Source organism: Paraburkholderia sp. SEWSISQ10-3 4, assembly GCF_030464785.1.
In the GTDB taxonomy this organism is placed as follows: domain Bacteria; phylum Pseudomonadota; class Gammaproteobacteria; order Burkholderiales; family Burkholderiaceae; genus Paraburkholderia; species Paraburkholderia aspalathi.
Genome location: NZ_JALPRI010000032.1, coordinates 61,644 through 76,170, shown reverse-complemented (window position 1 = coordinate 76,170; position 14,527 = coordinate 61,644). Strand labels below are relative to the sequence as shown.

11 protein-coding genes are annotated in these 14,527 nt (G+C 62.8%); 6 read left to right on the top strand and 5 right to left on the bottom strand.

Annotated elements, in window-relative coordinates:
• From M0D68_RS34415 to M0D68_RS34405, 3 genes are all read left to right on the top strand, one after another.
• Window positions 1-221, top strand: a 221-nt coding sequence (locus tag M0D68_RS34415) for an electron transfer flavoprotein subunit alpha/FixB family protein (RefSeq protein WP_266226713.1), incomplete at its 5' end; no start/stop codon positions are given.
• Between the two features lie 430 nt (window positions 222-651).
• Entirely contained in the window at window positions 652-1,023 is a 372-nt protein-coding gene (locus M0D68_RS34410) for a YciI family protein (RefSeq protein ID WP_054040106.1), read from the top strand.
• Window positions 1,020-2,288, top strand: a complete 1,269-nt coding sequence (locus tag M0D68_RS34405) for an RNA polymerase sigma factor (RefSeq protein ID WP_200653068.1) — start codon at window positions 1,020-1,022, stop codon at window positions 2,286-2,288. The genes M0D68_RS34410 and M0D68_RS34405 overlap by 4 nt, the downstream gene beginning before the upstream one ends.
• Before the next feature lie 56 nt (window positions 2,289-2,344).
• Here M0D68_RS34405 and M0D68_RS34400 read toward each other — a convergent pair whose 3' ends face one another.
• The 5 genes from M0D68_RS34400 to M0D68_RS34380 form a co-directional block, all read right to left on the bottom strand.
• Window positions 2,345-3,199 (bottom strand): DUF1989 domain-containing protein, encoded by an 855-nt coding sequence (locus M0D68_RS34400; RefSeq protein WP_054040108.1) that lies wholly within the window; start codon window positions 3,197-3,199, stop codon window positions 2,345-2,347.
• A gap of 111 nt (window positions 3,200-3,310) precedes the next feature.
• Window positions 3,311-3,985 (bottom strand): GntR family transcriptional regulator, encoded by a 675-nt coding sequence (locus M0D68_RS34395; protein WP_093635085.1) that lies wholly within the window; start codon window positions 3,983-3,985, stop codon window positions 3,311-3,313.
• A gap of 8 nt (window positions 3,986-3,993) precedes the next feature.
• On the bottom strand, window positions 3,994-5,520 hold the full coding sequence (locus M0D68_RS34390) for an amino acid ABC transporter permease/ATP-binding protein (RefSeq protein ID WP_266226711.1): 1,527 nt from the start codon (window positions 5,518-5,520) through the stop codon (window positions 3,994-3,996).
• A 75-nt stretch (window positions 5,521-5,595) separates the two neighbouring features.
• Window positions 5,596-6,435 carry a transporter substrate-binding domain-containing protein gene (locus tag M0D68_RS34385; RefSeq protein WP_266226716.1) on the bottom strand — a complete coding sequence of 280 codons (840 nt, stop codon included), beginning with the start codon at window positions 6,433-6,435 and terminating at the stop codon, window positions 5,596-5,598.
• 321 nt (window positions 6,436-6,756) lie between these two features.
• Window positions 6,757-7,686 (bottom strand): LysR family transcriptional regulator, encoded by a 930-nt coding sequence (locus M0D68_RS34380; protein ID WP_200619510.1) that lies wholly within the window; start codon window positions 7,684-7,686, stop codon window positions 6,757-6,759.
• A gap of 167 nt (window positions 7,687-7,853) precedes the next feature.
• Between M0D68_RS34380 and M0D68_RS34375 the strand changes: the two genes are divergently transcribed.
• From M0D68_RS34375 to M0D68_RS34365, 3 genes are all read left to right on the top strand, one after another.
• Window positions 7,854-8,456, top strand: a complete 603-nt coding sequence (locus tag M0D68_RS34375) for an NADPH-dependent F420 reductase (protein ID WP_266211439.1) — start codon at window positions 7,854-7,856, stop codon at window positions 8,454-8,456.
• A gap of 315 nt (window positions 8,457-8,771) precedes the next feature.
• A complete protein-coding gene (locus M0D68_RS34370; protein WP_266226710.1) occupies window positions 8,772-14,216 on the top strand; it encodes an AAA family ATPase in 5,445 nt (1,814 codons plus the stop codon).
• A 64-nt stretch (window positions 14,217-14,280) separates the two neighbouring features.
• Window positions 14,281-14,526 (top strand): hypothetical protein, encoded by a 246-nt coding sequence (locus M0D68_RS34365; protein ID WP_266226709.1) that lies wholly within the window; start codon window positions 14,281-14,283, stop codon window positions 14,524-14,526.
• The last annotated feature ends 1 nt before the right edge of the window (window position 14,527 follow it).

The window sequence follows — 14,527 nt, the reverse complement described above, 5'->3', positions numbered from 1 at the left end:
ATCAGGTCGGCCAGACCGGCAAGATCGTCGCGCCGCAACTGTATGTGGCGGTCGGCATCTCGGGTGCGATCCAGCATCTGGCCGGGATGAAGGACTCGAAGGTCATCGTGGCGATCAACAAGGACCCTGAAGCGCCGATTTTCAGCGTCGCCGATTACGGTCTGGTGGGCGATCTGTTCACGGCCGTGCCGGAGTTCGAGGCCATGCTGTCTCAAGCGTAGTGGGAGGGAAGGCAAACCTCCGACGAGGTGACAGATGAGCAATCTGACTGAGATGGGTCAGATTCGGGCCGCGAGGGAAGCCACGCAAAGATCCGGGCAGCTATTGCCTCAGGGGCTGCGGGGGAGTCGCGTGCGACCTGATCCGCGCGCAGCTCCCGGTCTTCTGGCGCGCGGCGTTTGACAGGAGCAGATCGCACGTGCCACTCTGAATAAAGGTCGGTACAAAGCCTAGGGGAGAAGTCGCCAAACAGCTGCGACGGGTACGGGTGAGCCAGGCCGCGCGGCGGGCCCTCGACGGAGGTGAACAATTAAGGCGGCTGCACCGTCCGCAATTTTTTCTCCACCGCCTGTCCGTTAGCATGCCGCCCGAGCGTCATTGTCATGGCGGCCCGATATGTTCACCCGCCTCAACCCCATGACGGAGGCTCATATGCAATACCTATTGATGATCTATTCGGAAGAAAACGGCTGGAACAAGATGACCGACAGCGAGCGGCAGCAAGGCGTCGCCGCGTATCACGCGTACACCGAGTCGTTGAAAAAAGCGGAGGTGCTGGTGGGCGCCAACCGGCTGCAGAACACGAACTCGGCCACCACGGTGCGGCTCGTCGACGGCAAGCCGCAGGTGCTCGACGGACCGTATTCCGATTCGAAGGAGCAGCTCGCCGGCTACTACCTGATCGACGTGCCCAACCTGGACGCGGCGATCGCGTGGGCGTCGCGTTGTCCAGGCGCGGCGCACGGCCTCATGGAAGTGCGGCCGGTCTGGACTGCCCCCTACGACGCGCCATCTGCTGTATGAGTCCGTCCGGCGGCGGCCGTGAAGCTGACGGCGCCGCGCGTTCGATTGCCGAGGCGGTCGCTCGCCGCAGTTACGGCAAGCTCGTCGCGCTGCTGGCGATGCGCACGCGCGACGTCGCCGCGGCCGAGGACGCGCTGGCGGACGCGTTTGCAGCCGCGCTCGTGGACTGGCCCGAGCGCGGCTGCCCCGCGAATCCCGAAGCGTGGCTGATGACGGTTGCGCGCCGCCGGGCGATCGATGGCGCGCGCCATCGGCATGTCGGCGACGAAGTCGTGAACCAGCTCGCGATCCTCGCCGACGAGATCGACGAGCATGAAGCAGGCGTGTTGCCCGACCGGCGGCTTGCGCTGCTGTTCGCGTGCACGCACCCCGCGCTCGAGGCCGCGATTCGCACGCCGCTGATGTTGCAGGTGGTGCTGGGGCTCGAAGCGAAGACGATCGCGTCCGCGTTCCTGATGTCGCCCGCCGCAATGAGCAAGCGTCTCGCGCGGGCGAAGAACAAGATCCGCGAAGCGGGCATCCCGTTTAGCGTGCCCGAGCGCGAGGAGTTGCCCGGCCGGCTCGCTGCCGTGCTGGAAGCGGTCTATGCGGCGTACGCGGAAGGGTGGACCGATCCGGTTGGCGGTGATACTGAGCGGCGCGATCTCGTCGGCGAGGCAATGTTTCTTGCGCAACTGCTCATCGAGCTGCTGCCCGAGGAGCCGGAGGCACTGGGTCTGCTCGCGCTAATGCTGTATGCCCAGGCGCGGCGCGATGCACGACGCGATGCGGCCGGCGACTACGTGCCGCTGTCGGCTCAGGATCCGGCGACATGGAACACGCCGATGATCGACGCTGCCAACGCACTGTTGCGACGCGCGAGCACATTCAACGCGATCGGACGCTTTCAGCTCGAAGCCGCGCTGCAGTCGGCGCACATTTACCGCTGCCAGACGCATCGGCCGAACTGGGGCGAGATCGTACAGCTCTACGATGCGCTTCTCGCGATTGCGGCATCGCCGGTGGTAGCGGTCAACCGTGCGCTCGCCTTGGCGGAACGGGACGGCCCGCAGGCGGCGCTCGACGCGCTCGAGCCCTATTCGGACGATCCGCGGTTGGCCGACTACCAGCCGTACTGGGCCGCGCGTGCCGATCTGCTCGCGCGTGCCGGAGCAACGGCCGAAGCGCTCGGCGCGTACGATCTCGCGATCGGACTCGAGCGCGATCCGGCCGTGCGCCGCTTCCTGCAGCGCAAGCGCACCGAGCTGTCATCGGCGAGAAGTTAGATCGACGCGTTGCGTTTGCCATGCGAGCTTGCAAGCCTTGCGCCGATGCTGAATCCTCAACACCCACACTTCCACTGCGGCTGCTGCAACGTCATCCCGTGCTGTCCCTTGTACGCGGCGACCGCGGGCGAGGTCCATCCCTCCAGCATCTGCGGTGCGAGCCGGTAGATCTCGATGCCAAGCGGACGGCATACCTCCAGCGGATCGCGCGCGTCCGGCCCCCACATCGGCAACGAGAGATCGCCGCCAGGGCAGGTCGACAACGCGCAAAGCAGGTCGATTTCCGCGAAAAATTCGAGGTAATCCCCCTTCTTCGCGGGACAGGCTTTCATGAAGTACTTGTCTTCGAGATTCAGCCCGGTGCACTGGAACACGTTCAGCACGTCGTGCACGTCGTATTCGGTCAAGCCATACGGAGCAATTGCGCGCGTCAGGTTCGAGTGGCAGTGGAAATGGAAATCCTCACCTGTCAGCATGCGGTTCACGTACGGATCACATCGCGTGCCGAGCAGGTCGTGAACGCGGCCGCCATGCTCGTCGACGCCGTAGTCGGCGAGGCTGTCGTCGGTGATCGTCACCATGGGGCGCAGGAAGGGTAGCGTCGACCACAAACGGTCGAAGGTGCTCACGTGCGCCTGCTGTAACTGGCGCGTGCGCGAGGCCCACATGCGCTCGCGCGGGTTGTGCAGATTCCACATGTTCAGGTCGGCTACTTGCGGACCTTCAATCGTGACGATGCGAAACACGTGGCCAGCCGGTACGGTCCATGCCTGACCCGAGCGAATGGGCACGACGATCGATTCGACCAGCGTGCGCGTATCGTGTTCGGAGGCGATGCGACCATAAAACGCCTTGTCGGGGTCGAGCGCGGAGCCCTTGGTGGATTGATAGGCGGCGGGGTAATTCAACATGATGGAGACTCCTTGATAAAGCACACGGACAGGCTGCGCTTGTCACGCGCGGTCGCCTGTGTGAGCAGTAGCCGTGAATCGGTGGACGAAGCAGGAATGAGAGGCAACGAATCAAAGGTAATCGAGCAGCGCGTGCTCCGATTGCTTCAGGTAACCGGCAAGCGCGGCGCTCGCCTCGGCGGTGCGCCCACTCGCGATCAGTTCGAGAATCTCCTGATCCTTCGCAATCCAGGGACGCTGGAAGCGCCGCTCGTCGGGGGCCGACGCAAACACAAGGCGCAGTTGCGCCAGTATCGTCGTGAAGAATGTGTCGAACAGCGGGCTGCCGAGCAACTGCACGATGCGCCGGTGAAACAGCAGACTGTAGGTGCCGACGCTGCGCCAGTCGCCTTCGTCCGCCGCCGCTTGCGCGTGCACGACGGCGTCGCGCATCGCCGCGATTTCATCTTCCTCAATCGGGTCTTCGCGCATCAGGGCTTGCAGTTCGAGCGTGCGCCGCACCCGATAGATGTCGCGCACATCGTGGCGCGTCAGGGTGCGCACGATCACGCCGCGATGCCGGTAATGCACCGCGAGCCCTTCACGGCACAAGAGACGCAGCGCTTCACGCAGCGTGTTGCGCGAGACCTCGTGCGCCTGGGTGAGATCGTTCTCGACGAGTGCGGTGCCCGGCGGCAATTTGCCTTCAATGATCTCGTTGCGGATCGTCGACAGAATCCGGTCCGTGACCGATTGCTCGGGCTCCTGCGCAGCGAGGGGAGTAACAGTTGATTGCGAGGTGGGCATACGGTGTTTTATGCAAGGTGGACGTCTTTGAGGAAGCTGGCGATACGCGAAGTCTTGTCGAGCGTCGCCAGTTCGCGCGGCGGCGCATCGCTCACTATCATGCCTGCTTCCATGAACACGATACGGTCTGAAATACGGAACGCAAAGTTGATTTCGTGTGTGACGATAATCATGGTCATGCCTTCCTGGGCAAGTCCCTCGATGACCTTCAGTACTTCGTTGACCAGTTCCGGATCGAGCGCCGACGTCGGTTCGTCGAACAGAACAATCGACGGCTGCATCGCGAGTGCCCGCGCAATCGCGACGCGCTGCTGCTGACCGCCGGACAACTGATGCGGATACTTGTGCGCATGCGCGGCCATGCCTACCTTTGCCAGCAAACGCATGCCGGATTCGTCGAGCGGGGTTCCGGTCAGACGCCCGTGATAGCGGGGCGCGAGCGTCACATTCTGCAGCACCGTCTTATGTGGAAACAGGTTGAAGCTCTGAAACACCATGCCGATATCGAGGATGCCGCGCATGTACTGCGCATGCGGCACCTTGCCATGCCTCGCACGGGGCGGCCACAGGAACGCCTTGTCATGCAGGCGCACTTCGCCGCCGTCGAGCGTCTCGAGGCCGTTCAGCGTGCGGATCAGCGAAGTCTTGCCCGAACCCGACGGGCCGATGATCGACACTACTTCTCCTGCGCGCACGGTCAAGTCGATCCCCTTGAGCACTTCATGATCGCCGTAGCGCTTGCGGATGCCGATGGCTTCCAGCGAACGCGTCGCGCTGCCTGCTCGCGCGGTACGAACGTCCTTTGCTGCCTGCACGGGCCGCGGTGTTTCCACGGGAATGACGGCATTCGCAGCCCGCGAGCGGAGCGTGACATCAAGGTGCTTTTCGAGCATTTTCAACGCGTGGCCGAACACCGTGACGATCAGCACATAGTAGAACGAGACGGCCAGCATCGTCTCCAGCACCTTGAAGTTCTGCGTGTACAGGCGTTCGCCGACCAGCAGGATTTCCGCGAGCGAAATGACGGACACGAGCGACGTCAGTTTGACGATCGTAACGTACTCGTTAATGAGCGAGGGCAGCGCGACGCGAAACGCCTGCGGCAACACGATCAACCGTTGCAGGCCGACAAAGCGGATCCCGAGCGCCTTGCCTGCTTCGAGCTGGCCCTTGTGGAGCGACAGCAGGCCGCCGCGATGGATCTCGGCGATGTAGGCCGCTTCGCTGATCGAAAGCGCCAGCAGGCCGGCCCAGAACGGGTCGGACAACAGGCCGCCCGTCCAGGGCAGCACCTGCGGCAGGTTATAGACAAAGATCAGCAGCACCAGCAGCGGCAGGCTGCGAAAGAGCCAGATGTAGGTGCTGCATGCCACGCGTAGCGGCATGAACACAGACTGTTTGCCGAGCGCGAGTGCGAAGCCCGCGACAATGCCGACAAGCCAGGTCGCGGCGCTCAATTCGACGACGAGCCAGGTGGCTTTCCAGAAGGCGGCGTCGAACAACAGCGAAGCCGTGTAGTGCCAGTCGAATACCATGTGCTTCCCCTTACGACGCGTAGCCGCGAGGGCGCGGGCGAGTGCCCGGCCTCTGGCTGCGCGCGCAACGTGCAGTTAGTTCGATGCCGTGCCGAGCGCCTGGGCAATGTCATTGCCGGTCGGCTCCGCGACGTTGTACTGCTTGAGTAGCGCCTGGTATTCGCCCAGCTGCTTCATCGACGCAAACGCGCTCTTCAATTGGGCCAGCAGCGCGTCATTGCCTTTCTTGACGCCGAGCCCGATGACGACCGGATAGAGCGGGGTTGTCGACGTAATCGCCACGCGTCCGCCGAGCTTGTTGACGGTCATTTGCGCGACGGCCGAATCTTCGAATTGCGCGTCGACGGCGTGCGAGAGGATGGCCTGGGCCGCTTCCGGCGAAGTCTCGAACTCGCGCACGTCGATTGCGCCGCGGCCGGCAGGCGTACAGACCTGCTTCGACACGTCGTTGAGTTTCGGAATCCACGATGCACCCTTGATCGAGCTCACGCGCTTGCCACACAGATCTTCGGGCTTCTTCGGCTCAAAGCCGGTGTGGCTCAAGGCGAGCAGCGACCCGCCGGTTTTCAGGTAGGGCACGAAGTCGATCTGTTTCGCGCGCTCCGGCGTTACATAGAGCGCCGACGCGATTACGTCGAAGCGATTGGCGTTCACGCCGAGGATCAGATTCGCGAAACGTGTGTCGACGAAGCCGGGCTGGAGCTTCAGATGCCCGGCGAGCTTCGTCATGAACGCGGGATCGAAGCCGGCCGGATCCGCGCCCTGCACGTAGTCGTACGGCGGATACGTCAGATCCGCGCCGATCGTCAGCTTGCCGGGCGCCACGGTCGGCGCGCCGCTCGAGGCGAACGCGTGAGACGCGGCGAATAGCGCGAGCGCGGCGGCGCACTTCGCGACCCGCGGCAGGGAGGGCATGACAGTTTTCAGATCAGGTTGGGCTTTCATGGAGTTCTCGCTCGTCGGAGTGGAGGTAATATACATTGTTGAACAATAGAAAAAATATTGTTCAACAATAATTCCTGCATAAGCAGAATCCGAGCCAGGGAAGCGAGGAGGTGGGTAAGCGCGCTGTGATGTGGGTCTGGCGCGGCTGTGCGGGACATGCAGGCTGGTCTTTAACGGAGGCGTGGCCGCCGCAGGCGCACCGGTTCCGTGCGCCTGCGCGTGTTACTGGCGAACGCGTTCAGGAACGGTGCATTTCGTGGGGAAGGAGGGAGCGTGCCTGCGCGGCGCGACTCACCCGATGCTGCCTGCAAACCTCTCAGCCAACCGCTCCCGCTCGAATGCCTCGACAACGAAATCGACAAACACCCGAGTTTTCGCCGGCAGAAGCGCTCGCGTCGCGTAGTAGATCGAGATCGCCCCGGCGTCCGCGTACCAGCGCGGTAGCAATCGCACGAGTTCCCCTCGTTCAATCGAAGACAGCACGTCCGACACGGCCAGCAACGTCACGCCCAGTCCGAGAATCGCTGCCTCGCGCATTGCTGCCGGGTCATTGACCATGATGGTCTCGCCGAGCTGTGCGGGCATCTCATCGCCTACCGCGTTACGCATCGTCCGATGACGCACGCGGCCCGTGCGGCTCGAGCGCATCACGATGCCGTCGAGGTCCGCAAGATCGCCGGGATCTATCGGCGATAGGCGGCCGGCCATGTAAGCCGGAGACGCAACCGCCACGAGATGCGCGGGCGTCAATGCGCGCGACACGACGCCCGGTGCGAGATCGAAGCCACCACCCAGCGCTGCGTCGTAGCCCTCTTCAATCAGGTCAACCGGCCGGTTCTCGAAGTGCCAATCCGGACGAATCATTGGATAGCGTGCGAGGAACGCCGGCAGCAGCGGCATGACGTACGTGATGCCGAACGTCGGCGCCATGCTGACCTTCAGCACGCCGGCCGGCTCGCTCCGATCGTTCGAGACGGACGCGATTGCCGCCTGCAGCGCATCCAGATTGCCGCCGATTTCCACGAGAAAGCGCTCGCCCGCCTCGGTCAGCGTGAGCTTGCGCGTCGAGCGTTGGAATAGCCGCACACCGAGATTGCGTTCGAGCAGCGCAACGTTGCGGCTGACCGCGGCGGGCGTCAGCGCAAGGCGCCGCGCGGCCGCGGAGAAGCTGCCCGTTTCGGCGCTGCGGACAAACGACTCAAGGTTGGCGAGGGTTTCCATGCGGAAATCTTAAAGCATTGCTTGAAAATAATTCAAGCGATTCCCGGCTAATCATCAAGCAATAAAGGCGGCAACATTCAGTCACCTAGCCGTGGGAGTGAACCTCAGATGTCCCTCTCCTTGCCGGCTTACCACTTGATTGATCACTCTTCACCAGGAGCATCGTTATGAGCACCATCGGTATCATCGGAGCAGGCGCCATCGGATCCGCGTTCGCGAGAGCGCTGGCGGGCAAAGGCCTCAAGGCCGTTATTGCGAACAGCCGGGGCCCGGCCTCACTCGCTGACCTCGTGCGCGAGCTCGGTCCATCGATCACGCCGGGAACGCGCGAACAGGCGGCCGCGCAGGACATCGTCCTTGTCGCAGTCAACTGGGCGAAGCTGCCGACCGCCTTGGCCGGGCTGCCGGACTTCGGCGGCCGCATCGTGATCGACGCGAACAACGCGATCGAGCCGCCGCTGTTCAAGCCGGCCGAATTGCATGGCCGGACGTCGAGCGGAATCTTCTCGGAACTCGTGCCGGGCGCACGCGTCGTGAAGGCGTTCAATCATCTGCCGGCACATCTCCTCTTGAAGGATCCACAGGCCGAAGGCGGACGCCGCGTGCTGTTCTTCGCGGGAGACGACGCACAGGCGAAAGCGGCAGTGAGCGGATTGATCGAGAAGCTCGATTTCTTCGGCATCGACCTGGGTTCGCTCGAAGCCGGGGGCCAGCTAGTTCAAATCCCGGGCGGCCCGCTGCCCGTGCACAACTTCGTTAAGTTTGGATAACCAAACAAAGGCGCGGAACGCCGCGCCTTTCATCAGACTTTAGGCGAATCGCTTTCGCCAGAACCGTGCTGCCGGCTCGGCACAAAGGAGATGGCACCGGCCGTTCCAAAGGCCTCCCAAAGGGTTGAGGCGAATATCTTGCCGCGGTCGTCAAGGTGTATCGTGACAACGATACTGTCAGTTGTAAGCATTGCCGATCGTGCAAATGTCGCCTTGTCCCGTGCATTTCGTGCGTACCGGTGCAGTGAGCCAAAGGAACGGGGCGCGCGCCCTCTTGAGCCATGACGGGCGAAGCTCGAACACCAGCCACGACAGATGGACGCCACACACGGATTCGACCCAGGTAGCGGCCTCCAGATTCTTTGGGAGGATGGCGAGCGCGTGTTCTGTCGGTGGCAGCCACGAGACGGCGGCGACAGCGTGCTTGTTGCGCGCATCGCCGCCGAACATCCCTCACCCGCCAGCCTCGCGCGCCTCGCTCATGAGTTCGCGCTGAGGGATCAACTCGGTAGCGCGTGGGCGGTGCGCCCCAAGGAACTGCTGCGGGCAGACGGCCGCACGATGCTGGTGCTCGAGGATCCGGGCGGCGAACCGCTCGAGCGATTGGTCGGTGCGCCGATGGAGGCAGGCAGTGTTCTGCGCGTTGCCGGGGGAATCGCCGCAGCGCTGGGCAAGCTCCATCAGCACGGCCTCGTCCACAAGGACCTCAAGCCGGCTCATATCCTGGTGAACTGCGCGGACGCTCAAGTGCGGCTGACCGGCTTCGGCATTGCCTCGCGGCTCCCACGCGAACGGCAACCGCCCGAGCCGCCCGAAACCATCGCCGGGACGCTCGCCTACATGGCACCCGAGCAGACCGGACGGATGAATCGTTCGATCGATTCGCGCAGCGACCTCTACGCGTTCGGCGTCACGCTCTACCAGATGCTCACCGGCACACTGCCGTTCAGCGCTGCCGACCCGATGGAGTGGGTGCACTGCCATGTTGCCCGCACGCCGATGTCACCCAACGTGCGGGTCACGATGGTCCCGCGCGGCGTCTCCGCCGTGGTCATGAAGCTGCTCGCGAAGACACCCGAGGAGCGCTACCAGACCGCAGCCGGCGTCGAGTGGGATCTGCGGCATTGCCTTGCCGAATGGGAGCTCCGGCATCGCGTCGACGCCTTCCGGCTGGGCGCGCACGACACGCCCGACCGGCTGCTCATCCCCGAGAAGCTCTATGGACGGGAGCGCGAGGTTGGAGCGCTGGTGGCCGCTTTCCACCGCGTCGTCAGTAGCGGCGCGCCGGAACTGGTGCTGGTTTCCGGCTATTCCGGCATCGGCAAATCCGCGGTCGTCAATGAGCTACACAAGGTGTTGGTCCCGCCGAGGGGACTCTTTGCCTCCGGCAAGTTCGACCAGTACAAGCGCGACATACCCTATTCGACGCTGGTGCAAGCTTTCAGGGGACTCGTGCGACCCCTGCTCGGCAAACGCGAAGTGGAACTGGCGATCTGGCGCGGCGACCTGACGGAGGCCCTCGGATCTAACGCACGGCTCATGACCGATCTGATCCCCGAACTTAAGTTGATCATCGGTGATCCGCCGCCTGTCCCGGAACTCGAGCCGCATCATGCGCAACGTCGTTTTCAGCTTGTCTTCCGGCGCTTCATAGGAGTCTTTGCCAGACCGGAGCATCCGCTGGCGCTGTTTCTCGACGATCTGCAGTGGCTCGACGCCGCGACGCTCGATCTGTTGGAGGACCTGCTCACGCGTCAGGACCTGCGTCATTTGATGTTGATCGGGGCCTATCGCAGCAACGAGGTCGACGCCACGCATCCGCTGATGCGCACGCTTCAGGCCGTCAGAAACGCGGGCGCGAAGTTCGATGAAGTCGCCCTGGCGCCGCTGGCGAGCGAGCACGTCGAGCAATTGATCGCAGAGGCGCTGCACGACACGCCGGAACGCGCCGGACCGCTCGCGCAGCTTGTACACGAGAGGACCGCCGGTAACCCGTTTTTCGTCGTTCAGTTTCTACATGCGCTCGTTGATGAAGGCTTGCTCGGCTTCGATCACGACGCGGCCCGCTGGCTCTGGGATCTGCCGAACATTCATGGCAAGGGCTATACGGACAACGTAGCGGACCTGATGGTTGCGAAGCTGGCGCGCTTGCCGGTCGAAACGCGGCGGGCGCTGCAACAGTTTGCCTGCCTTGGCAACACCGCCACGATGGCGATGCTGTCGAACGTTCTTGAAAATTCGAGGCAGGAGATCCGGGCGTTGTTGCGACCGGCAGTGGAACAGGAGCTTATCGAGCAGCTTGAGGAATCCTTCCGATTCGCGCATGACCGGGTGCAGGAGGGTGCCTACTCGATGATCCCGGAGGCCGCGCGCGAGGAGGCCCATCTGCGCATAGGGCGGCTGCTTGCGGCGCAAACGCTGCCCGAGAATCGGAAAGAAGCCATCTTCGAGATTGTCAATCAACTCAACCGCGGCGTGGCCCTTGTTGCGCGACAGGAAGAGCGGGAGCAACTGGCTGAGTTCAATCTGATAGCCGGCCAGCGCGCGAAGGCCTCGTCAGCCTATGAATCGGCGCTCACCTATCTGACCACCGGCGCTGAACTCCTCACGGACGACTGCTGGGCGCGCAGGCATGAACTGATCTTCGCGCTGGAGTTGAACCGGGCCGAATGCGAATTTTTGACCGGTTGGTTACCGGTCGCAGAAAAGCGCTTGAACGTGCTTTCACGCTGTGCCGCGACTGTGCCTGAGCGCGCCAATGTAGCGTGTTTGCGCGTCGACCTGTACATGACGCTCGATCAGGCCAGCCGCGCCGTCGCGGTCGCTCTCGACTATCTGAAACATCTCGGGATCGACTGGTCGCCGCATACAAGAGAAGAGAAAGCGCGAAAGGAATACGAGCGAATCTGGTCCCAGCTTGGGAACCTCCCGATCGAAAGGCTCATCGATCTGCCGCTGATGACCGACCCGGAATCGCTGGCGACAATGGACGTCCTGGTCAAAGTCATGCCGGCGGCGTTGTTTACCGATGCCAATCTATGGTCGCTGGTCGTCTCCACGGCAGTGAATCTGAGCCTCGAACGCGGCAATTGCGACGGATCTTCCTCTGCCTATGTCCGGCTCGGCATGATTGCCGGAGCGCGTTTTGGCCACTACAAGGTCGGATTTCAATTCGGGCAGCTTGGTTACGACCTGGTCGAACGGCGCGGGTTGATGCGCTTTCGCGCAAGAACCTATATGCACTTTGGAAATGTCATTTTGCCGATGGCCAGACATCTCCGGGGTGGCCGGGAGCTGGTGCGCCGCGGGGTCGAGGCTGCGAAGAATACTGGCGATCTGGTTTGTGAGGCCTACTGCTACACCCATATGACGACCAATTTGCTCTTCGCGGGAGACGCGCTCGCGGACGTGCAGCGCGAAGCCGAAGCCAGTCTGACGTTCGCGCAAAAATCGCATTTCGGATTCGCCATCGACGTCAGCTCTACCCAGCTTGGTCTGATACGAACGCTGCGAGGCCTGACGCCCGCCTTCGGCTGTTTTGACGACGGACAGTTTGACGAGACGCAGATCGAGCGCCACTTCGCGGAAAATCCGGACCTGGTGATTGCCCATTGCTGGTATTGGACCCGCAAATTGCAGGCGCGCTTCTTTGCAGGCGATTACGCGGCGGCCGCGGAGGCCTCCTTGAGGGCACAAGGTCTTTTGTGGACATCGGCCTCTTATCTGGAGGAGGCCGAATATCATTTTTACAGCGCGCTATCTCTCGCCGCCTGGCGCGGTCCTATATCCGACCGCAAACGACGGGAGTCCCTCGAAGCAATAACGGCTCATAACAGACAACTGCAATTACGAGCGGAGACTTGCCCCGAAAACTTCGAGAACCGCGCGGTGTTGGTGAGTGCCGAGTTAGCCCGCCTGGAGGGCCGCGACGTCGACGCGATGCGCCTCTATGAGGAGGCTATCCGGTCAGCGCGCGCAAACGGTTTCGTGCACCACGAAGCGCTTGCTGGCGAACTCGCGTCCCGCTTCTACGCGGCGCGCGGGTTCGAGAAGATCGCGCGCGTGTATCTGCAGGACGCCCGGCAGGGTTATCAACGCTGGGGCGCAGACGGCAAGGTACGGCAACTCGACGAGATGCACCGGTATCTCAGGGAGGTCGAGCCGGCACCTCGACCAACCAGCACAATCGGGACACCGGTCGAACACCTCGACCTCGCGACCGTGATCAAAGTGTCGCAAGCGGTCTCGGGAGAGATTGTTCTCGACAAGCTGATCGACACGGTGATGCGCACGGCGATCGAACAGGCTGGCGCCGAGCGAGGCCTCTTGATTCTCCCAGAGGGCGATGAGCAACGGATCGCGGCGGAGGTCACGACGGACGGCGACACGCCGCGCGTGCAACTACGCGATGTCCCGGTGAGCGCGGCGATGCTGCCCGAGTCCGTTCTCTACCATGTCCTGCGCACGCAGGAGAGCGTAATTCTCGACGATGCCGCGGGCGATCCCACGTTTGCCACGGATCCGTACATCCGTCAACACCAGACCCGTTCGATGCTTTGCCTGCCCTTGATGAATCGGGCCAAACTCATCGGCGCGCTATACCTCGAAAACAATCTGATCACCCGCGTCTTCGCGCCGGCCCGGATTGCCGGACTCAGGCTCCTCGCCTCTCAGGCCGCGACATCGCTCGAAAATACCCGCCTTTACCGCGATCTTGCAGAACGCGAATCCCGAATCCGGCGGCTTGTCGACGCCAACATCATCGGCATCATCATGTGGCGAGTTGATGGCGACATTCTCGAGGCCAATGACGCATTCTTGCGCATGGTGGGATACGAGCGGGAGGATCTCCTCTCAGGTCGAGTGCGCTGGACGGATCTGACGCCCCCGGAATGGCGGGAAAGTACCGAACACGCTTTGGCAGAGCTCAGCAGGGTTGGGCGCTTGCAGCCCGAGGAAAAGGAGTACCTAAGAAAAGACGGCAGCCGCGTGCCCGTCATGATCGGCAGGGTCGCTTTCGAAGCAGGCGGGAAGGAGGGCGTCGCCTTCGTGATCGATCTGACCGACCGCAAGGAGGCAGAGCAGCGCCTGCGGGAGTCATACGATATGTTGCGGGAACTCACGTCGCGTCGCGAGACGGCACGCGAGGAAGAGCGCAAACACATCGCACGGGAAATGCACGACGAGCTCGGGCAGTATCTCACCGCGCTTCGCATGCGTGCGTCGGCATTGCGCATGCAATTTGGCAACGATCGCCCGGAGCTGTTCGACGGGACCCGGGCGCTGATTGCTCTGGTGGACGAAACCATGCAGGTTGTGCGCGGCGTCATCGCGTCGCTGCGTCCGCCGGCACTGGACGCCGGCATCGTGGCAGCGCTCGAGTGGCTCGCTGCCGAGTTCGACCGCAACGGTCGTACGGTGTGCCGCCTTCACGTGCAGGACGAGACCATCGTGATGAGTGAGGACCGCGCTATCGTGCTGTTTCGCCTCGTTCAGGAGGCACTGACGAACGTCGCTCGTCATGCGTCGGCCAACGAAGTGATCATCACGCTCGAACGAACGCCCGACGCCTGCGTGCTGGAGATCCGCGACGACGGTCAGGGTTTCGACGCGCAGGCAATCAGAAAAACATCGTTCGGCCTTGCGGGGATGGAAGAACGGGTCCTGATGCTGGGCGGTCGGATCGAGGTGGTCAGTTCGCTGGGAACCGGCACCGCGATCAAGGTCAGTCTTCCCGATCGTCAGGCGACGTCGGCCTAGTTTGGGGTGAGTTTTGCTAGACCGAGACCCTCCATCAACTGGGCCTGGACCGATACTGCATCGCGTGATTTACTCGCGCGTCTATACGATAAATCTCGCGATCTGCGCGCAAACGGATGCGATTGCCGTATTGCCGGGGTTCGCGGTCGACGAAGTCGGCGCCATGTATGGATTGCGCAAGATCGGCTACGCTCCGCTGTTCGGAGCGCTTCCACTGTCAGCCATCTGGCGGGAGGACAGCCCGGGGCGAGAGGTAGCCGAAAAGTTCGTCGCCCAGCTCAAGGCGATTTGTGATGAAGGCGCAAGCTAGA

Excerpts from the sequence above, each read along its gene's own strand:
- M0D68_RS34410 (WP_054040106.1), top strand. The coding sequence starts at position 652 with ATGCAATACCTATTGATGATCTATTCGGAAGAAAACGGCTGGAACAAG.
- M0D68_RS34405 (WP_200653068.1), top strand. The coding sequence starts at position 1,020 with ATGAGTCCGTCCGGCGGCGGCCGTGAAGCTGACGGCGCCGCGCGTTCG.
- M0D68_RS34400 (WP_054040108.1), bottom strand. The coding sequence starts at position 3,199 with ATGTTGAATTACCCCGCCGCCTATCAATCCACCAAGGGCTCCGCGCTC.
- M0D68_RS34395 (WP_093635085.1), bottom strand. The coding sequence starts at position 3,985 with ATGCCCACCTCGCAATCAACTGTTACTCCCCTCGCTGCGCAGGAGCCC.
- M0D68_RS34390 (WP_266226711.1), bottom strand. The coding sequence starts at position 5,520 with ATGGTATTCGACTGGCACTACACGGCTTCGCTGTTGTTCGACGCCGCC.
- M0D68_RS34385 (WP_266226716.1), bottom strand. The coding sequence starts at position 6,435 with ATGCCCTCCCTGCCGCGGGTCGCGAAGTGCGCCGCCGCGCTCGCGCTA.
- M0D68_RS34380 (WP_200619510.1), bottom strand. The coding sequence starts at position 7,686 with ATGGAAACCCTCGCCAACCTTGAGTCGTTTGTCCGCAGCGCCGAAACG.
- M0D68_RS34375 (WP_266211439.1), top strand. The coding sequence starts at position 7,854 with ATGAGCACCATCGGTATCATCGGAGCAGGCGCCATCGGATCCGCGTTC.
- M0D68_RS34370 (WP_266226710.1), top strand. The coding sequence starts at position 8,772 with ATGGACGCCACACACGGATTCGACCCAGGTAGCGGCCTCCAGATTCTT.